Annotated in this window: 16 protein-coding genes; 14 read left to right on the forward strand and 2 right to left on the reverse strand. The window is 49.1% G+C overall.

Annotation, left to right across the window (positions count from 1 at the left end; genetic code table 11):
• Positions 1-216: 216 nt before the first annotated feature.
• From purC to purD, 9 genes are all read left to right on the forward strand, one after another.
• The gene (gene purC, locus EBO34_RS16035; protein ID WP_122900448.1) at positions 217-933 is read left to right on the forward strand and encodes a phosphoribosylaminoimidazolesuccinocarboxamide synthase; all 717 of its coding nucleotides are present in this window, start codon (positions 217-219) and stop codon (positions 931-933) included.
• Positions 933-1,187, forward strand: coding sequence for a phosphoribosylformylglycinamidine synthase subunit PurS (gene purS / locus EBO34_RS16040; RefSeq protein WP_122901381.1), 255 nt, complete (start codon positions 933-935; stop codon positions 1,185-1,187). Before purC ends, purS begins: the two co-directional genes overlap by 1 nt.
• On the forward strand, positions 1,184-1,867 hold the full coding sequence (gene purQ / locus EBO34_RS16045) for a phosphoribosylformylglycinamidine synthase subunit PurQ (protein WP_122900450.1): 684 nt from the start codon (positions 1,184-1,186) through the stop codon (positions 1,865-1,867). The genes purS and purQ overlap by 4 nt, the downstream gene beginning before the upstream one ends.
• A complete protein-coding gene (gene purL / locus EBO34_RS16050; RefSeq protein ID WP_122900452.1) occupies positions 1,851-4,079 on the forward strand; it encodes a phosphoribosylformylglycinamidine synthase subunit PurL in 2,229 nt (742 codons plus the stop codon). Before purQ ends, purL begins: the two co-directional genes overlap by 17 nt.
• Positions 4,055-5,467 carry an amidophosphoribosyltransferase gene (purF, locus tag EBO34_RS16055; RefSeq protein WP_122900454.1) on the forward strand — a complete coding sequence of 471 codons (1,413 nt, stop codon included), beginning with the start codon at positions 4,055-4,057 and terminating at the stop codon, positions 5,465-5,467. Before purL ends, purF begins: the two co-directional genes overlap by 25 nt.
• A 15-nt stretch (positions 5,468-5,482) precedes the next feature.
• A complete protein-coding gene (gene purM / locus EBO34_RS16060) occupies positions 5,483-6,535 on the forward strand; it encodes a phosphoribosylformylglycinamidine cyclo-ligase (protein ID WP_122900456.1) in 1,053 nt (350 codons plus the stop codon).
• Positions 6,532-7,113, forward strand: coding sequence for a phosphoribosylglycinamide formyltransferase (gene purN / locus EBO34_RS16065; protein WP_122900458.1), 582 nt, complete (start codon positions 6,532-6,534; stop codon positions 7,111-7,113). The genes purM and purN overlap by 4 nt, the downstream gene beginning before the upstream one ends.
• Before the next feature lie 651 nt (positions 7,114-7,764).
• Positions 7,765-9,303 carry a bifunctional phosphoribosylaminoimidazolecarboxamide formyltransferase/IMP cyclohydrolase gene (purH, locus tag EBO34_RS16070; RefSeq protein ID WP_122900460.1) on the forward strand — a complete coding sequence of 513 codons (1,539 nt, stop codon included), beginning with the start codon at positions 7,765-7,767 and terminating at the stop codon, positions 9,301-9,303.
• Between the two features lie 13 nt (positions 9,304-9,316).
• Positions 9,317-10,612, forward strand: coding sequence for a phosphoribosylamine--glycine ligase (gene purD / locus EBO34_RS16075; RefSeq protein ID WP_122900462.1), 1,296 nt, complete (start codon positions 9,317-9,319; stop codon positions 10,610-10,612).
• Here purD and EBO34_RS21245 read toward each other — a convergent pair.
• Together EBO34_RS21245 and EBO34_RS16080 are read right to left on the reverse strand one after the other, a co-directional pair.
• Positions 10,563-10,673, reverse strand: coding sequence for an EYxxD motif small membrane protein (locus tag EBO34_RS21245; RefSeq protein ID WP_419466026.1), 111 nt, complete (start codon positions 10,671-10,673; stop codon positions 10,563-10,565). The genes purD and EBO34_RS21245 overlap by 50 nt on opposite strands.
• A 369-nt stretch (positions 10,674-11,042) precedes the next feature.
• Complete coding sequence (locus tag EBO34_RS16080; RefSeq protein WP_122900464.1) at positions 11,043-11,291, reverse strand: YgaP family membrane protein; 249 nt, start codon at positions 11,289-11,291, stop codon at positions 11,043-11,045.
• Positions 11,292-11,419: 128 nt separating this feature from the next.
• Between EBO34_RS16080 and EBO34_RS16085 the strand changes: the two genes are divergently transcribed.
• From EBO34_RS16085 to pcrA, 5 genes are all read left to right on the forward strand, one after another.
• Positions 11,420-13,162 (forward strand): adenine deaminase C-terminal domain-containing protein, encoded by a 1,743-nt coding sequence (locus EBO34_RS16085; protein ID WP_122900466.1) that lies wholly within the window; start codon positions 11,420-11,422, stop codon positions 13,160-13,162.
• A 31-nt stretch (positions 13,163-13,193) separates the two neighbouring features.
• Entirely contained in the window at positions 13,194-14,261 is a 1,068-nt protein-coding gene (locus EBO34_RS16090; RefSeq protein WP_122900468.1) for a DUF3048 domain-containing protein, read from the forward strand.
• Positions 14,262-14,293: 32 nt separating this feature from the next.
• Positions 14,294-14,599, forward strand: coding sequence for a YerC/YecD family TrpR-related protein (locus EBO34_RS16095; RefSeq protein ID WP_122900470.1), 306 nt, complete (start codon positions 14,294-14,296; stop codon positions 14,597-14,599).
• A gap of 347 nt (positions 14,600-14,946) precedes the next feature.
• Entirely contained in the window at positions 14,947-15,633 is a 687-nt protein-coding gene (gene pcrB / locus EBO34_RS16100) for a heptaprenylglyceryl phosphate synthase (protein ID WP_122900472.1), read from the forward strand.
• A 69-nt stretch (positions 15,634-15,702) separates the two neighbouring features.
• Positions 15,703-17,967 carry a DNA helicase PcrA gene (gene pcrA, locus EBO34_RS16105; protein ID WP_122901384.1) on the forward strand — a complete coding sequence of 755 codons (2,265 nt, stop codon included), beginning with the start codon at positions 15,703-15,705 and terminating at the stop codon, positions 17,965-17,967.
• Positions 17,968-17,974: the final 7 nt, after the last annotated feature.

The following is a 17,974-nucleotide window of genomic DNA, read 5'->3' on the forward strand; positions in this document are numbered from 1 at the left end:
GGCTCCAAGCCCGAGACTCCTGCGGAAGTGGGGGCCAAGGCAAGACCCCGGAGCGCAACGCGCGAGGAGGCTTGCGCCGGCACCTCCGCGGAAAGCGAAGGGCTTGGAGACAGCATCAACACCCATTCAACAGTAAAAAAAGTGGGCCCATATGGCCCCTTACAACCAATCGTATTGCCAATATTATGAATCTTCGTACATCAAAGGAGGACTCACATGTCTGATCAAGCGTGTTTATACGAAGGGAAAGCAAAGCGAATCTATGAAACTGACGATCCGAACGTCTACCGCGTCGTCTATAAGGACGAAGCCACAGCCTTTAACGGTGAAAAAAAAGACGTACTCGATGGCAAAGGACGCTTGAATAACGAGATCAGCAGTCTCGTATTTTCAAAGCTTCACGAAGCCGGTATCGCGAACCATTTCATTGAGCGCCTTACAGAAACCGAGCAGCTGGTAAAGAAGGTCCGAATCATTCCTCTGGAAGTCGTAGTCAGAAACGTGGCAGCCGGAAGCCTGGTAAAACGCCTCGGCCTGAAAAGAGGAGAACGATTCCCTGAACCGATCATCGAATTTTATTACAAAGACGATGAGCTCGGCGATCCACTCATCAACACCGACCACATCGCCTACTTAAAGCTTGCCGCCGATGAAGAACTCAGCCGGGTCCGTAAAGACGCCATACGGGTAAACAACGTACTCACGTCTCTTTTCAAAGAAGCCGGAATCACCCTCGTTGACTTCAAACTGGAATTTGGCAGAGATGAAAACGGCAGTGTGCTCCTGGCTGACGAAGTGTCACCGGATACGTGCCGTCTGTGGGATGAAAAAACAGGGGATTCACTGGATAAAGATTTGTTTCGCTTTCAACTCGGAGATTTAAACAAAGGGTATGAAACCATACTTACACGCTTAGGAGGAGTTCAGCAATGATGTATGAAATTCAAGTATTTGTCACGTTAAAGGAAGCCGTTTTAGACCCCCAGGGAAAAGCAGTGAATCACTCGCTCAATCAGCTCGGCTACAGTGAGGTAGAGGATGTACGGATAGGAAAAGTCCTGACCCTTACCATGAACGGAGAAAAAGAAACGGTAGAAGCCCGAGTAACAGAAATGTGTGACAAGCTCCTTGCCAACCCGGTTATTGAAGATTACCGTTTTGAAATAAAGGAGGCCCTCGCCCAATGAAGTTTGCCGTTGTCGTCTTTCCAGGATCGAACTGTGACATTGACATGTACCATGCCATAAAAGACGAACTCGGTGAAGAGGCCGCCTATGTGGATTACCGGGAAACGAGTTTAAAAGACTATGATGCGGTTCTTTTACCAGGCGGGTTTTCCTACGGGGATTACTTACGCTCCGGTGCCATTGCTGCCCGTCTGCCGATTGCAGCGGGGATTAAAGAAGCAGCCGAAGCCGGGAAGCCGGTCCTCGGTGTGTGCAACGGATTTCAGGTTCTTCTTGAACTCGGGCTCCTCCCTGGAGCGATGCGCCGAAACCGTCAGCTTACATTTATCTGCAAGCCGGCAACCCTCATCGTAGAAAACAACCAGACTGTCTTTACCTCAACATACGAAAACGGCCAGTCAATCTCCATCCCTGTTGCCCACGGCGAAGGAAACTACTTCTGCGACGAAGAAACCCTGGCAGAACTGAAAGAAAACAATCAAATTGCCTTCACATATAAAGAAGACGTGAACGGTTCCATCGATAACATCGCCGGTATTACAAACGAGCGTGGCAATGTCCTTGGCATGATGCCTCACCCGGAACGGGCTGTCGACGATCTTCTCGGCTCCTCAGACGGGCTTCACATGTTTCAGTCATTACTCAAGCAATGGAGGGAATCCCATGCAATTACTTCATGAACCGTCCCCGCAGCAGATTAAAGACGAAAAGCTCTACTCGGAAATGGGACTCACAGATACCGAGTTTCAAATGGTGGAAGATATCCTCGGCCGACTGCCGAATTTTACAGAAACAGGCTTGTTCTCGGTCATGTGGTCAGAACACTGCAGCTATAAAAATTCGAAGGTCCTTCTTAAAAAATTTCCTGTGGAAGGGGAACGTGTCCTTCAAGGCCCTGGTGAAGGGGCGGGAATCATCGATATCGGTGACGATCAGGCTGTCGTGTTTAAAATCGAATCCCACAATCACCCGTCTGCCATCGAGCCCTACCAGGGGGCAGCTACAGGAGTAGGGGGAATTATCCGTGACGTGTTCTCCATGGGAGCGCGGCCGGTAGCTCTGTTAAACTCCCTGCGCTTTGGGGAACTTGGAACACCCCGGGTAAACTACTTATTCGAGCAAGTCGTAGCAGGTATCGCAGGGTACGGAAACTGTATTGGAATCCCGACGGTCGGGGGAGAAGTCCAGTTTGACCCCTGCTATGAAGGGAATCCCCTCGTGAACGCCATGTGTGTCGGGCTTATCGACCATAAAGATATTCAAAAGGGCCAGGCAAAAGGTGTCGGCAATCCGGTTATTTATGTAGGGGCAAGCACGGGAAAAGACGGAATCCACGGAGCGACCTTTGCTTCTGAAGAACTGAACGAAGGAAGTGAAGCGAAGCGCCCGGCAGTCCAGGTAGGCGATCCGTTTATGGAAAAACTCCTTATGGAAGCGTGCCTTGAAGTTGTGAAAAACGACGCTCTCGTAGGGATTCAGGACATGGGAGCTGCGGGCTTAACCTCTTCTTCAGCGGAGATGGCCAGTAAAGCCGGATCAGGTATTGAAATGGACCTGGATGCCGTACCACAGCGGGAAAAAGGTATGACACCTTATGAAATGATGCTCTCTGAATCACAGGAACGGATGCTTCTGGTGGTGAAAAAAGGACGGGAAGACGAAATCATCTCCATCTTTGAGCGCCACGGGCTGCTTGCGAAAGTGGTTGGAAAAGTAACAGATGACAAGACGCTTCGTTTGACTCATCAAGGGCGCATTGCTGCCGAAGTACCAGTAGACGCCCTCGCAGAAGAAGCACCAGTTTATCACAAACCGTCTACGGTCCCGGCTTACTATGAAACGTTCCAGAAACAGGACACTCCTGTTCCACAAATAGAAGACATGAAAGAAACGTTACTCGCTCTTTTATCCCAGCCAACTATCGCAAGTAAAGAGTGGGTGTACGATCAGTACGACTATATGGTCCGCACCAATACGGTGGTGATGCCGGGATCGGATGCAGCTGTTCTTCGCATCCGCGGCACGAAAAAAGCCCTTGCCATGACAACAGACTGCAACTCCCGCTATCTTTACCTGGACCCGGAAGTGGGCGGGCAGCTTGCCGTAGCGGAAGCCGCGCGTAACCTCATCTGTTCCGGTGCAAAACCTCTTGGTGTGACGGATTGTTTAAATTACGGAAGCCCGGACCGTCCGGAAATCTTCTGGCAGCTTGAAAAATCCACTGACGGACTTAGTGAGGCCTGCCGCGCACTTGAAACGCCGGTTATTGGCGGAAACGTCAGCCTGTACAACGAACGAAGTGGTGAGGCGGTTTATCCGACTCCGGTAATAGGGATGGTCGGCCTGATTGAAGATCTTGACCATATTACAACTCAGCAGTTTAAGAACGAAGGAGACCTTATCTATCTTGTAGGTGAAGCACGCCCTGACTTCGGAGGAAGCGAGCTGCAGAAGCTCACGGACGGCAACATTTCCGGACAGCCGCCAATGATTGATTTAGCCGTGGAAAAACAGCGTCAGTCAGACGTTCACGAAGCGATCAAAAAAGGCGCTGTCGCCTCTGCCCATGATCTGGCAGAAGGAGGTCTTCTCGTTGCTTTAGCCGAGTCCTTGATGAAAACAGGTCTCGGGGCAAACGTCACCATCGGAGATGACCTGGTCACTGAAAGTTTCAGTGAAACACCATCCCGCTACCTGATCAGTGTGAGAAAAGAAAACCGGGAACAATTTGAGCGCATGGTAAAAGATGCTTTATTAATCGGTGAAGTTACAGGGGAAGCGCAGTTGAATGTATTTGGAAAAGCAGGTGAAACGGTTCTGTCAGCCCAGTCATCTGAATTAGAGAAAGCTTGGAGAGGGGCGATTCCGTGTTTGCTGAAATCAAAGGCTTAAACGAAGAGTGCGGTGTGTTTGGAATCTGGGGTCACGAAGAAGCATCCCGCATTGCCTACTACGGTCTGCACAGTCTGCAGCACCGTGGTCAGGAAGGGGCGGGGATTGTCGTTTCCGACGGTGAAAAACTTCGGATCCGCAAAGGTCTCGGCCTTGTAAATGAAGTGTTTAACGATGAAAATTTAAAAGCATTAACAGGACACGCCGCTGTCGGTCACGTACGTTATACAACAGCAGGTGACAGCGATCTGTTAAACTGTCAGCCTCTACTTTTCAACTCACAGACGGGAAGCCTGGCTCTTGCTCATAACGGCAATCTCGTAAACGCCAATGCTCTCAAGCATCAGCTGGAAAGACAGGGCAGCATTTTTCAGACCACATCGGACACCGAAGTCTTTGCCCACCTCATTAAGCGAAGCGGCTATGAATTGCCTGAGGAACGCCTCATGAACGCTCTTACGATGGTGAAAGGAGCGTATGCCTTCATGGCCATGACAGAAGAGCAGCTCATGGTCGCCCTCGATCCGAACGGGCTTCGTCCGCTCTCTTTAGGACGTCTTGGTGATGGCTATGTGGTAAGTTCTGAAACGTGTGCGTTTGATATTATCGGTGCGGAATACATTCGTGAAGTTGAGCCAGGGGAAGTGCTGATCATTAATGATGAAGGTGTACGGAGTGAGCGGTTTTCTTTTTCAGCGAAAAAGTCAATCTGCTCGATGGAGTACGTTTATTTTGCCAGACCGGACAGCCACCTCGATCAAATTAATGTTCATACGGCGCGGAAAAACCTCGGCAAAGAACTGGCCATGGAAGCACCTGTTGAAGCAGATGTGGTTACAGGTGTGCCGGATTCAAGTATCTCGGCAGCCATAGGGTACGCCGAGCAGACGGGGATTCCCTACGAGCTCGGCCTGATCAAAAACCGTTACGTGGGCCGGACATTTATTCAGCCCTCCCAGCAGCTCCGGGAACAAGGGGTAAAAATGAAGCTCTCTGCCGTTAGGGGAGTCGTCGAAGGAAAGCGTGTCGTCATGGTCGATGATTCAATTGTCCGTGGTACTACAAGCCGCAGGATCGTCAAACTATTAAAGGAAGCAGGGGCAAAGGAAGTGCACGTGCGAATCAGCGCACCGCCGATCAAAAACCCTTGTTTCTACGGCATTGACACCTCCACTAGCGGAGAACTGATTGCGTCGTCCAAGACCGTTGAGGAAATTGAAGCAGAAATCGGTGCCGACTCACTTCGTTATTTATCTGTAAACGGCCTGATGGACGGGATCGGCCGTCCGAAAGAGATGGAAAACTGCGGGCAGTGTCTCGCGTGCTTCACGGGAGAGTACCCGACTGAAATTTATCCGCACACGATGCATCCTTACGAAAAAGTGTAATCAAGGGAGGACCCTATGTCTAAAGCCTATAAACAAGCTGGTGTAAACATCGAAGCCGGATACGAATCCGTAAACCGAATGAAGAGTCACGTGACACGGACACGCCGCCCTGAAGTCATGGGGGGTCTCGGCGGTTTCGGCGGGATGTTTGACCTGTCCCAAAAAGGATACAAAGAACCTGTGCTTGTGTCAGGAACCGATGGAGTGGGAACGAAGCTCATGGTGGCACAGGAAACAGGCATTCACGATACGATCGGGATCGATGCTGTCGCCATGTGTGTAAATGACATTGTTGTTCAAGGAGCGGAACCGCTTTTTTTCCTCGACTACTTGGCTCTCGGTGAAAATAAACCGGACGTGGTAGAGAAGATTATCAAAGGCATTGCCGATGGCTGTGCAGAAGCAGGGTGCGCCCTTATCGGAGGGGAAACAGCAGAAATGCCGGGGATGTATGAGACTGATGAATATGATGTTGCAGGGTTTGTGGTTGGTGCAGCGGAAAAGTCAGCTCTTATTGACGGCTCAGCCATTCAAGAGGGGGATGTCCTGATCGGTCTGCCTTCAAGCGGGCTTCACAGTAACGGCTTCTCACTTGTGAGGAAAATCCTTGCTGACCGTGGGATCAGCTATTCTGATCCAATGCCCGACGATGAAGGGGGGAGAACGGTGGGAGAATGGATCCTCACACCGACTAAGATTTACGTGAAACCGGTTCTGTCCCTTGTAAAACAAGGTCTGTTAAAAGGCGCTGCCCACAACACAGGTGGGGGCCTTTATGAAAATGTTCCGAGAATGCTTCCGGAAGGCGTGAAAGCGGTGGTAGATTCAACGGCCTGGCGAATGCCTTCGATCTTCACGTGGATGGGTACTCTCGGCGGTATTGTGCAAAGAGATATGTACGAAACGTTTAATATGGGAATCGGGATGGTCCTTGCTGTAAGTGAAGATCAGGTCGTGGAAGCGATGTCCCTTTTAAAAGAAGCCGGAGAAGAGCCTGTACAGATCGGTAAAATTGAACGGACCGGTGCTGGTGAAGCACCGGTCATCATTGAAGGAGTGCGCCTATGACCCGTCTGGCCGTGTTTGCTTCCGGAAGCGGCAGCAACTTTCAGGCGATCGTGGATGCAGTCAACGAAGGACTCTTTGATGCCGAAGTGGCCCTTCTTGTGTGCAACAAACCAGGTGCCAAAGTCATTGAAAGAGCAGAAACCGCAGGAATTCCGGCCTTTGTCACAAGCCCTGGGGATTACAGCAGTAAAGCAGAGTTTGAAAAAGCGATCGTATCTAAGCTTGAGGAGAACAGATGTGAATGGATTATTCTTGCCGGTTATATGAGACTCGTAGGGCCGACCCTTCTCGAGCATTATGAGGGGAGAATTGTCAACATTCATCCTTCCCTTTTGCCTGCGTTCCCGGGCCTTGATGCCATTGGCCAGGCCATGGATAAAGGGGTAAAAATAACAGGTGTGACCGTTCATTATGTGGACAGCGGCATGGATACCGGCCCTATCATTGCCCAAAAAGCTGTTACAATAGAAGAAGGGGACACACGGGAAAGTGTCCAGAAAAAAGTGCAGAAAGTAGAGCACATTCTCTATCCTCAGACCATCGGCGAGATTATTGCTTTATCAAAGAACGTTAAATAGCTGAAGTGTGTGGAAACTCCCCTGCTGAAGTTCGGGACAGGTGAGATTCCACAGGAGCAAAGCAAGTGCCCTTGATATATAAATTAAGATAAGTATACCTCTTCGCCAGTGAAGCGTTCTTTATTTAAATGTGAAAATCTGGTGCCTTCTTTGTCAAGCGCAGCTGAACGCCAGGAACGAGACTCCTGCGGCAGTAGTGGCCAGGAGAGACCCCGCAGGGCAGTGCCCGAGGAGGCTCGCCGGCACCGCCGCGGAAAGCGAGCGGATGGCGTTCAGTGGAGCTCTATGAACTGACGTAAGGTAAACTCATTTAAATTAATGTCAGCACTTCAGGCCTCATTTGTCGCAAAAAAGGTAACACACTCCGATTTTAAAAAAGTGCTTATGCTGTGTTAAAGGACAACATTGTTTTAAAAAGTGTTGATTGGAGCGAATGCGCGACATTCCTGCGGGAAAAGCGAGTTCCGGGGAGACCCCGCAAGCGCGCAACGCTGAAGATCGAGCCGCCCGTGGAAAGGGAGCGAAAAGAGCGCAAATCAACATCTGAGCGCATTCCGTTCAACGAAGCTACTGAAATACAAGAAAGGGTTTAGCACCCGTGTCATCATTCTTTTACAGAGCAGCCTTACCAAACAAGCCAAGGAGGTTTCCATTATGAATAAACGAGCATTGATCAGTGTATCGGATAAAACAGGAATTGAAGAACTGGCGAAGCGCCTGTCTGAAGCAGGTGTAGAAATTATCTCCACCGGCGGCACAAAGCGGGCTATTGAAGCCGCAGGTGTGAGTGCCATCGGGGTGGAAGAAGTGACCGGATTTCCGGAAATGATGGACGGCCGGGTTAAAACCCTTCACCCCCGTATTCACGGCGGTCTCCTTGCCCTTCGTGACAACGATGCTCATATGAGCGCCCTTGATGACCACAACATTGACACGATCGACATGGTGATCGTGAACCTCTACCCATTCCAGGCTACTATTGAAAACCCTGAAGCCACATTTGAAGATGCCATTGAAAACATTGATATCGGCGGCCCGTCCATGATCCGTTCAGCGGCTAAAAATCACCGTGATGTCGCGGTTGTCGTGGATCCTGCGGACTATACACGTCTTTTGGATGAGCTGGGCAGTGAAGGAGAGATCTCTCCGGAGTTTAAGCAGAAGCTGGCGGCAAAAGCCTTCCGCCATACTGCTTCATATGACGCCCTTATTGCCGAGTACTTGACAGAGCATGCGGGAGAAGAATATCCCGAGACTCTCACCGTCACGTATAACAAAAAACAGTCTCTGCGATACGGGGAGAACCCGCACCAGCAGGCGGCGTTTTACGAACGCCCTCTCGGCAAGCAGACGTCAATCGCAAGAGCCGAGCAGCTTCAGGGAAAAGAGCTCTCCTATAACAATATTAACGACGCAGATGCAGCCATTGGTGTTGTAAAAGAATTTACGAAGCCCGCTGTAGCGGCGATTAAACATATGAATCCGTGCGGTGTCGGAATCGGGGAAACGATTGAAGAAGCGTTCCAAAAAGCGTACGAAGCAGATTCCATTTCCATTTTCGGCGGTATTATTGCCTGTAACGGGGAAGTAGACAAACAGACGGCTCTCAAAATGAAAGAGATTTTCCTTGAGATTGTCATTGCACCTTCTTTTACGGAAGAAGCAGCTGCTGTACTGAGTGAAAAGCCGAACCTTCGTCTGCTGACGATCTCCTTTAAGGATGCCCAGTCGATGGAGCAGCGGATCAGCACTGTATCCGGGGGAGCACTTGTCCAGGATACGGATACCCTCAGTTTTGAAGACGTGGAAACAACGATTCCAACTAAACGCAAACCAACGGATGAAGAGCTTCGTCAGCTTGAGATGGCCTGGAAAGTAGTAAAACACGTGAAATCAAACGCCATCGTCCTTGCCACAGAAGACAGTACAATCGGTGTCGGCGCAGGACAGATGAACCGTGTAGGTGCAGCTAAAATCGCTCTTGAACAGGCAGGGGAAAAAGTAAAAGGGGCTGTTCTCGCATCCGATGCCTTTTTCCCAATGGGCGACACAGTAGAAGCAGCAGCTCAAGCCGGCATTCGCGCCATCATCCAGCCGGGCGGCTCAAAACGGGATCAGGAATCCATTGATAAGGCAGATGAATACGGTGTGGCCATGATCTTTACAGGCGTACGCCACTTTAAGCATTAAAGGAGGAACCGGGATGAAAGTACTCGTGATCGGAAAAGGCGGACGTGAGCATGTGCTCTGCTGGTCTTTTGCCAAAAGCCCCAATGTGAAAGAGGTCATAGCTTTGCCGGGAAGTGACGGGATCAGCTCTGTGGCACGATGTGTGGATATCGCTGAAGATGCCCACGAAGAAATTGTGAGCCTTGTGAAAAAAGAGCTGGTGGACCTTGTGGTAATCGGACCGGAAGCTCCTCTTGTTGCCGGACTTGGCGACCGCCTCACTGAAGAAGGCATTCGTGTTTTCGGCCCTTCACAGCAGGCGGCCCGGGTGGAAGGAAGCAAAGAATTTGCAAAAGAAATGATGAGGAAGTACGACATCCCTACAGGGGAATATGACGTATTTGATTCGCTCACAGATGCGAAAGCCTACGTGGAAAACAAAGGAACACCGATTGTAATTAAAGCGGACGGACTGGCTGCAGGAAAAGGTGTTGTCGTAGCCATGAACGAAGAGCAGGCGATGGAAGCACTGGAGCAAATGCTGGATGAAAAGCACTTTGGGGAAGCAGGATCCCGCGTGGTCATTGAAGAGTACCTTGAAGGGGAAGAATGCTCTTTAATGGCGTTTGTAAACGGAGAGACAGTCATTCCTATGGTTCCGGCTCAGGATCACAAACGTGCGTACGATGGTGACCGTGGCCCTAATACCGGGGGGATGGGAGCATATTCCCCCGTTCCTCATATCAGTAATCAGGTGATCAGGGAAGCCGAGACACAGATTGTCAGGAAAATGGCTTATGCACTGAAACAGGAAAACAGTTTGTTTACAGGAGTCTTGTATGCGGGGCTCATGATTACAAAAGACGGGCCGAAAGTGATTGAGTTTAATGCCCGTTTCGGCGATCCCGAAGCCCAGGTCGTGCTTCCGCGGCTGCTTACACCTCTGGACGAAGTGATTTTCAGTGTGCTGAAAAATCAGGAAATGGAAGTGGAGTGGTCTGAGGAAGCGGTCATGGGCGTCGTCCTTGCATCTGAAGGCTATCCGGGACCTTATGAGAATGGTGTGCCGGTAAATGAACATCTATTATCGGAAGCTGCGGGACCGTTTTTCCATGCAGGTACCAAAAAAACAGCTGACGGCTGGATTACAGCCGGAGGGCGTGTAGGAATCGTGACAAGCATGAATACTTCTTTATTAAAGGCGCAGCAAGCGATTTACAGTGTCCTTGAACAAGACCCGTCAGAAGGTCTCTTTTACCGGAGCGATATCGGCAGCCGGGCTATTTCGGCCTCGTACGCCGGCGCTTCATCACCAGATAAAAAACAGTAACGAGACTGCCCAGAACAAGCAGGTACAAAAATACGGTATCTGTAGCATATTCCCAAAGCATAGTATGACTCCTTTCGATTTCAATCCGTTTGTGGATGCTGTTGTGGGGTCCGGGGCTCTCTGTGAAAAAGCGAGTACAGGGAGACAGCAACTACTTTTTTTAGGCTGCCTTGAAAATACAATTTAGGAAGTAGCCAACCCTTCATTGAATTTCAGCTTCGTTGAACGCGTTGTGAAGACCAGAGGATAAAGGTAACACAGACGAAAAAACTTCCGGAGCATGTGGCCGGGTGATGCCCCGGGGTTGCAGAGAAGTGCCCTGAGCGGAAATCAACACCTGAGTTAAACAGCCCCCTTTTTTAACCAGCGCCTATACTAAATGTTAGAGGGTGTCCATTTACCGGGCACCCTCTTTTTCAGGCCATGGACCCTATGACGGATTCATCGGTCCAATATCAAAGTCATCTTCTGACATCTTTTCGGCCTGTTCTTCAACGGCATACGTCACCGGACAGAATTTTGTAATCCCTTCCGCTACTTTCATAGCTCCGATAATAGCTACAAAAAGTGGTGTTCCTTTGTGACAGCGGCGTCCCATTTTAGCTGTTGCCCACGCGAGGAGCGTAAACCCCAGAGTCAGTCTGATCATGGCATTGACAATTCCGATATTCGGTCTCATTACTGAACCCTCCTGTTACTGTTTTTGGATAATTTGAAGTTCTTTGATGATTTAAATAGATAAAAGTGTTACGATAAATAAAACGTAAACGTTCTGTTTACCCATACTAAAATGTTCAGGTGATCACAATGTCCAATCAACCAATACAATGGTCAAAAAAACAAATACGCGAGCAGCTGGAAGTAGTCAAAGGAAATCTTCCGCCTACGAAAGTGATTGAAAATGCAAAATGGCTGAACAGTATCACGAAAAAGTGGAACTCCGGGAATATCTGGATCCACCGTGACCGGATCGTGTACGTAGGTTCTGACATGCCTTCTTGTACTGACGGTACAGACATTGAAAACGTGAACGGTGCCCCTGTTGTGCCGGGTTATATTGAACATCATGCACATCCATTTCAGTTATATCATCCCCTGAGCCTTGCCAGGTATGCATCAGAAAGAGGAACAACCACCCTCATCAGTGATAACATGAAGCTGTTTTTACATTTACCAAAAAAGAAAGCGTTTACATTTATAGAGGAGCTGCAGAAATCTCCCGTACTCATGCTCTGGTGGGCAAGGTACGATGCCCAGACTGCACTCAATGAACAGGACAAATACTTTTCCTATAAAAATGTGATGGACTGGCTTCATCACCCATATGTTGTACAAGGGGGAGAATTAACCGACTGGCCTTCCGTTCTTAACGGTGATGACGCAATGCTTCAATGGATGCAGGAAACAAAGGCAAAAGGCATGCCGATTGAGGGACACCTTCCAGGGGCGGGGGAAAAAACCCTCACACAAATGGCCCTCACAGGTGTGGACTGCGATCATGAGGCAATGACCGGCGAGGAGCTGTTGCGGCGTCTGAATCTTGGGTATACCTGTTCCATGCGGTACTCTTCGATTCGCCCTGATCTGCCCGGCCTTCTTGATACGGTGAGAGAAGAAGGTTTAAGCAGCAGTGACAAACTGCTAATGACAACGGACGGCTCGCCTCCAAAGGTCATGCAGGAAGGGGTCATGGACCGCGTTATCCAGCTTGCCATCGACAAAGATATTCCATTTATTGATGCCATTAACATGTGCACGTATAATGTAGCAAGACACTACCGCCTTGACCACGTCCTCGGAATGATTGCACCAGGGAGACTGGCAAACATCAACATCCTCCAGTCTGAAACCGATCCGACCCCTGTTTCTGTTCTTGGAAAAGGAGAATGGATTGTAAAGGACAACGAAGTGTTAAATCACATTCCTGACCCTGAATGGCCACGTTTTGGATTCAAGCCGTTTACACTCAGCTGGGACCTGACAATGGAAGACCTCCAGTTTTCCATGCCCCTTGGAATTGAAATGGTTAATGATGTCATCATGAAACCGTACCGCCCGGAAGTGGATCTGATGAGTGATGAGATCGGCGGGAAAAAGGATGAATGTTATTTTGTTCTGGCAGACCGACACGGAAAATGGCGTGTAAACACCGTGATTAAAGGATTCGCAGACAGTCTTTACGGCATGGCCAGCTCCTACTCCAATACAGGAGACATCATTTTGATCGGAAAAAGTAAAGAAGGTCTTCTCGACGCATTTCAGGCACTCAAGAACCAGGGTGGAGGCATCGTTGTTGTAGGGGAAGAAGGAACCGAAGCTTCGATTCCCCTGGTTATTAACGGCGCCCTATCGGATAAAGAGCTCAAAGATATTGCCGCAGAAGAAGAGCATCTCGTCCGCGTACTTTCTGAAAAAGGCTATGCCTATGAAGACCCGGTGTATTCGCTTCTTTTCTTCTCGGCTACACACCTGCCGTATGTGAGGGTCACCCAAAAAGGGATTTATGATGTGAAACAGAAAAAAGTACTCTTTCCTTCGATTATGCGTTAAACTATAAAAGTATAAAGGGGTAAGAAAGATCATGATTGCAAGTAAAAAGCGGGTGTTTTTATGCGGTGCCATTGCGTGTATGTTACTAACCGGAGCCTGCAGTAAAAATGAAGCAACCGGAACCGAATTAGATGAAGCAGACGATATAGCAGCAGAAACAACAGTAGACGAGGACGAAGACCCTGTAATCGAAAACGCCCCTTACACTGAACCGTTAACAGGAATCGGAACGGAAGAAGAACTGACCCGAAGTGCTTTTGGTGTGATGATTGAAAACTCCACCCATGCCAGACCCCAGACGGGACTTTATCAGGCGGATGTGGTTTACGAAGTGCTGTCAGAAGCGAGCATCACACGATTTCTCGCTTTCTACCACAGTCAGGAGCCTGACACCATCGGTCCTGTAAGAAGTGCCCGGGATTATTATGTTCATTTAAATAAAGGATACGGCGCCATTTATGTATCAGCCGGAGGGAGTCCAGACGGCCTGGCCCTTGCTGAAGGCGGCTATGTTCCTTTTATCAGCGGACTCGCCTATGACGGGCGTTACTTTACCCGCTCATCAGACCGCAGTGCCCCGCACAATATGTATACAAGTTTTTCAAACCTTGAAGCAGCTGCAGAAAAACTCGGCTATGATATGAACAATGTTCCGCCGTCACTTCCCTACACTTCCGATCAGTCCGAGGGTAAAAAGGCGGACCGTTTTGAAGTGAAATACGGCAGTACAAGCAATAACGTTCAATACGCTTACGATGATGAACTTGGCGGGTTCCGCCGTTCAAACGGGGGCGTACCGACAGAAGACGCAGCCAACGGCACGCCTGTTGCACCGAAAAACGTCTTCGTACTGGAAGCCTCACACCGGGTCATTGACGACGCCGGTAGACGGGATATCGATCTTTCGTCGGGAGGGAAAGCGTACCTCTTTCAAGAAGGAGTAATGCAAGAGCTTGAATGGCGCAATGAAAACGGCGTTATTCTTCCATATAAAGATAACGAGCCTGCAGGTTTTGTACCTGGCCAGACATGGATTAACATTGTTCCGAAAGAAAACGGAGGGCTTTCTTCGCACGTGGCGATTGAAGGTATGGAGTAGCAGGCCAGCCACCCAAAGAAAGGATGACCGACATGCAAATCAACAAATTAAGAGGAAAAGAACTCGATCAGCTCTTTAATGCGATTCTAAGCCTAAAAGACTCTGAAGAATGCTATCAATTCTTCGATGATCTTTGTACGATGAACGAAATTCAATCCCTTGCCCAGCGTTTGGAAGTGGCACGCATGCTGATGGACGGGGACACGTATCAGAAGATCGAAAAAGACACGGGGGCGAGCACCGCCACGATCTCCCGGGTAAAACGGTGCATTAACTACGGAAATGACGGCTATCGCATGGCACTGGATCGGGTCAAAGAAGAACAGGAAGCAAAATAATTATAAAAAGACAGGCGCATTCTGCTTTGATTAGCAGGGTGCGTTTTTTATGGAGAACTTTAGGGGTTTTATGGAGAGTTCGGAGTGTTTATGCAGAATTCACGGGGTTTTATGGAGAACTTCCGGCTTTTTATGCAGACTTTTGAGCCACTTAAAGAGAATTCATCACAATTCGACACGCGCCTCCTCCACGAAAAATCCACAAAACAACTCCCGATACTAATGAGACTCTCCATTATTTTTGATATACTTATGTGATGAATTGATTAGGCTATACGTAAACGCAGCCTGCAGGAGAACCTCTGCCGGGCGCGTACTAACGGAAAAAGAAGCTGGAGGATATGACCATGCTTGAATATCAGGACTGGAAGCATGTTTTTAAACTGGATCCGAATAAAGAAATAGACGATGAAGCCCTCGAGGCCATTTGTGAATCAGGAACGGACGCAGTGATCGTTGGCGGAACAGACGGTGTTACTGAAGACAACACGCTTGATCTTTTGATGCGCATCCGCCGCTACTCGGTGGCCTGTGCCCTTGAAGTGTCCAATCTGGATGCTGTTACACCCGGGTTTGACTACTACCTGATCCCATCTGTTCTCAATACGAAAAACGCGGACTGGATGAACGGCCGCCATCATGAGGCGATTAAAGATCTCGGCCCCATCATGAACTGGGATGAAGTACTCTCGGAAGCTTATTGTATTTTAAATGGGGATGCGAAAGTAGCAAAGCTGACAGAAGCGGTCACGTCCCTCGATGAAGACGATGTGATTGCCTATGCCCGAATGACGGAGCACCTTATTCACATGCCGATCTTTTATCTAGAATACAGCGGAACCTACGGAAATCCGGAATTTGTAAAAGCCGCGAAAAACGTTCTGAAGACTACAAAGCTCTTTTACGGCGGTGGGATTACAAACAAAGCCCAGGCAGCCGAAATGGCGGAACATGCCGATACGGTCGTTGTGGGGAACGTCATTTATACCGATTTAAAGCAGGCATTAAAAACCGTTGATGCCGTCAAAAAGTGAGTGTACAACCGACCTTAACTAGGCTAAACTGGTATTAAATAAGAACATACGTTTGGATGGTGATTGATGATGGAACGTGTAACAAACGATCTGCTGTCAGGATTGAACCCTGAACAGCAGAAAGCTGTGAAACATTCAGCCGGTCCTCTTTTAATTATGGCCGGGGCGGGAAGTGGAAAAACCCGGGTGCTTACTCACCGTATAGCCTACCTTCTTGGGGAAAAAGGAGTAGCACCGTGGTCTGTTTTGGCGATCACATTTACGAACAAAGCATCACGGGAGATGAAAGACCGTATTTCCAAAATTATTGGAGGGCCGGGGGCAGAAGATATCTGGATTTCCACATTTCACTCCATGTGTGTGCGTATGCTCAGACGCGACGTAGACCGGATCGGAATTAACCGCAATTTCACAATTCTGGACGGATCAGATCAGGTTACTGTGATGAAACGTCTCATGAAAGAGCACAATATTGATACGAAGAAGTTTGAACCAAGAAGCATCCTCGGCTCGATCAGCTCAGCTAAAAACGAACTGAAAACACCGAAGGATTACGCAAAAACAGCAAACGGCCCTTACGAAGATACCGTTGAAAAGATGTATACGGCCTATCAGAAAGAACTGAAGAAAAACTCGGCCATGGACTTTGATGATCTGATCATGCAGACAATCGAAATGTTCAAAAAGGTACCTGAAGTTCTCGAATTCTACCAGCGCAAATTTCAGTACGTGATGGTGGACGAGTATCAGGATACGAACAAAGCACAGTATATGCTTGTGAAAATGCTTGCGGACCGTCATAAAAACATCTGCGTTGTAGGTGACTCGGATCAGTCAATCTACCGCTGGCGCGGGGCCGACATTCAGAACATCCTCTCCTTCGAAAAGGATTACCCGAATGCAACCGTCATTATGCTGGAACAGAATTACCGCTCAACGAAGACGATTCTGAAGGCAGCCAACGACGTAATTCAGAACAACGCCAGCCGAAAGCCGAAGAACCTGTGGACGGAAAACGATGACGGGGACAAGCTTGCCCTTTATGAAGCTGACAACGAGCACGACGAAGCCCAGCATATCGTCGGGAAAGTAAAAGAAATGCTCGACTCGGGTAAATATACCGAGTCAGATATTGCCGTTCTTTACCGGACAAACGCACAGTCCCGTGTGATTGAGGAGATGTTCGTGAAATCAAACGTCAACTACACCATCGTTGGCGGTACGAAGTTCTATGACAGAAAAGAAATCAAAGACGTCCTTGCCTACCTCCGGGTAATGGCGAACCCTGACGACGATATCAGCCTGAGACGGATCATCAACGTGCCAAAACGAGGCATCGGTGCTTCGACTCTTGTAAAAATCGAGCAGTTTGCAGCGATGCAGGATGTTTCGATTTACCGCGCTCTTCAGGATGTTCGTGAAATCGGACTCAGCGCCCGGGCTGCCAACGCCCTCTCTGAATTTATCAGTCAGCTCACAAACTGGGTCCAGATGCAGGACTATCTGTCTGTAACGGAGCTCGTGGAAGAGCTTCTCGAGAAAACGGGTTACCGTGCCATGCTCAAAAACGACAAAAGTCTTGAAGCAGAGAGCCGGCTGGAGAACATCGACGAGTTTTTATCCGTTACGCAGGATTTTGAAAAGACAAACGAAGATAAGTCACTCGTAGCCTTTTTAACAGACCTCGCTCTCATTGCCGATATCGATAAAGTAGATGATGAAGACGAGGATAAAAATGCCGAGCAGATTATTCTCATGACCCTTCACTCTGCCAAAGGTCTTGAGTTTCCGGTCGTGTTTCTGATCGGTATGGAAGAAGGAGTCTTCCCTCACAGCCGGTCTCTTATGGAAGAAGTGGAGATGGAAGAAGAACGGCGCCTTGCCTACGTGGGGATCACCCGTGCCGAAAAAGAGCTGTATCTTTCCCGTGCTCGGATGCGGACCCTTTACGGCCGGACAAACATGAATCCACCATCCCGCTTTTTAAGCGAGATTCCGGAAGACCTTCTTGATTCCTTAAAAGAAGAAAAGCCAGCACCTGCGTGGATGAAAACATCCCGGTCAGGATCAGCAGGGACCCAGGCCCGCATGTCGGGTCAGCCAGGCCGTGCGCCGGGTGCTACGGCAAGAGCTCAGATGCGTACGTCTACCACCACAACAGGAGGCGACTCATTCTCCTGGTCGGTGGGAGATAAAGCTGCCCATAAAAAGTGGGGAACGGGCACAGTGGTAAGTATGAAAGGGGAAGGCGAGAACGTAGAGCTTGATATTGCGTTCCCTGAAGTGGGGATCAAGCGTCTTTTCGCGAAGTTTGCCCCGATAACAAAGCAGTAAGGTGGGA

The organism is Alteribacter keqinensis, assembly GCF_003710255.1.
In the GTDB taxonomy this organism is placed as follows: Bacteria; Bacillota; Bacilli; order Bacillales; family Salisediminibacteriaceae; genus Alteribacter; species Alteribacter keqinensis.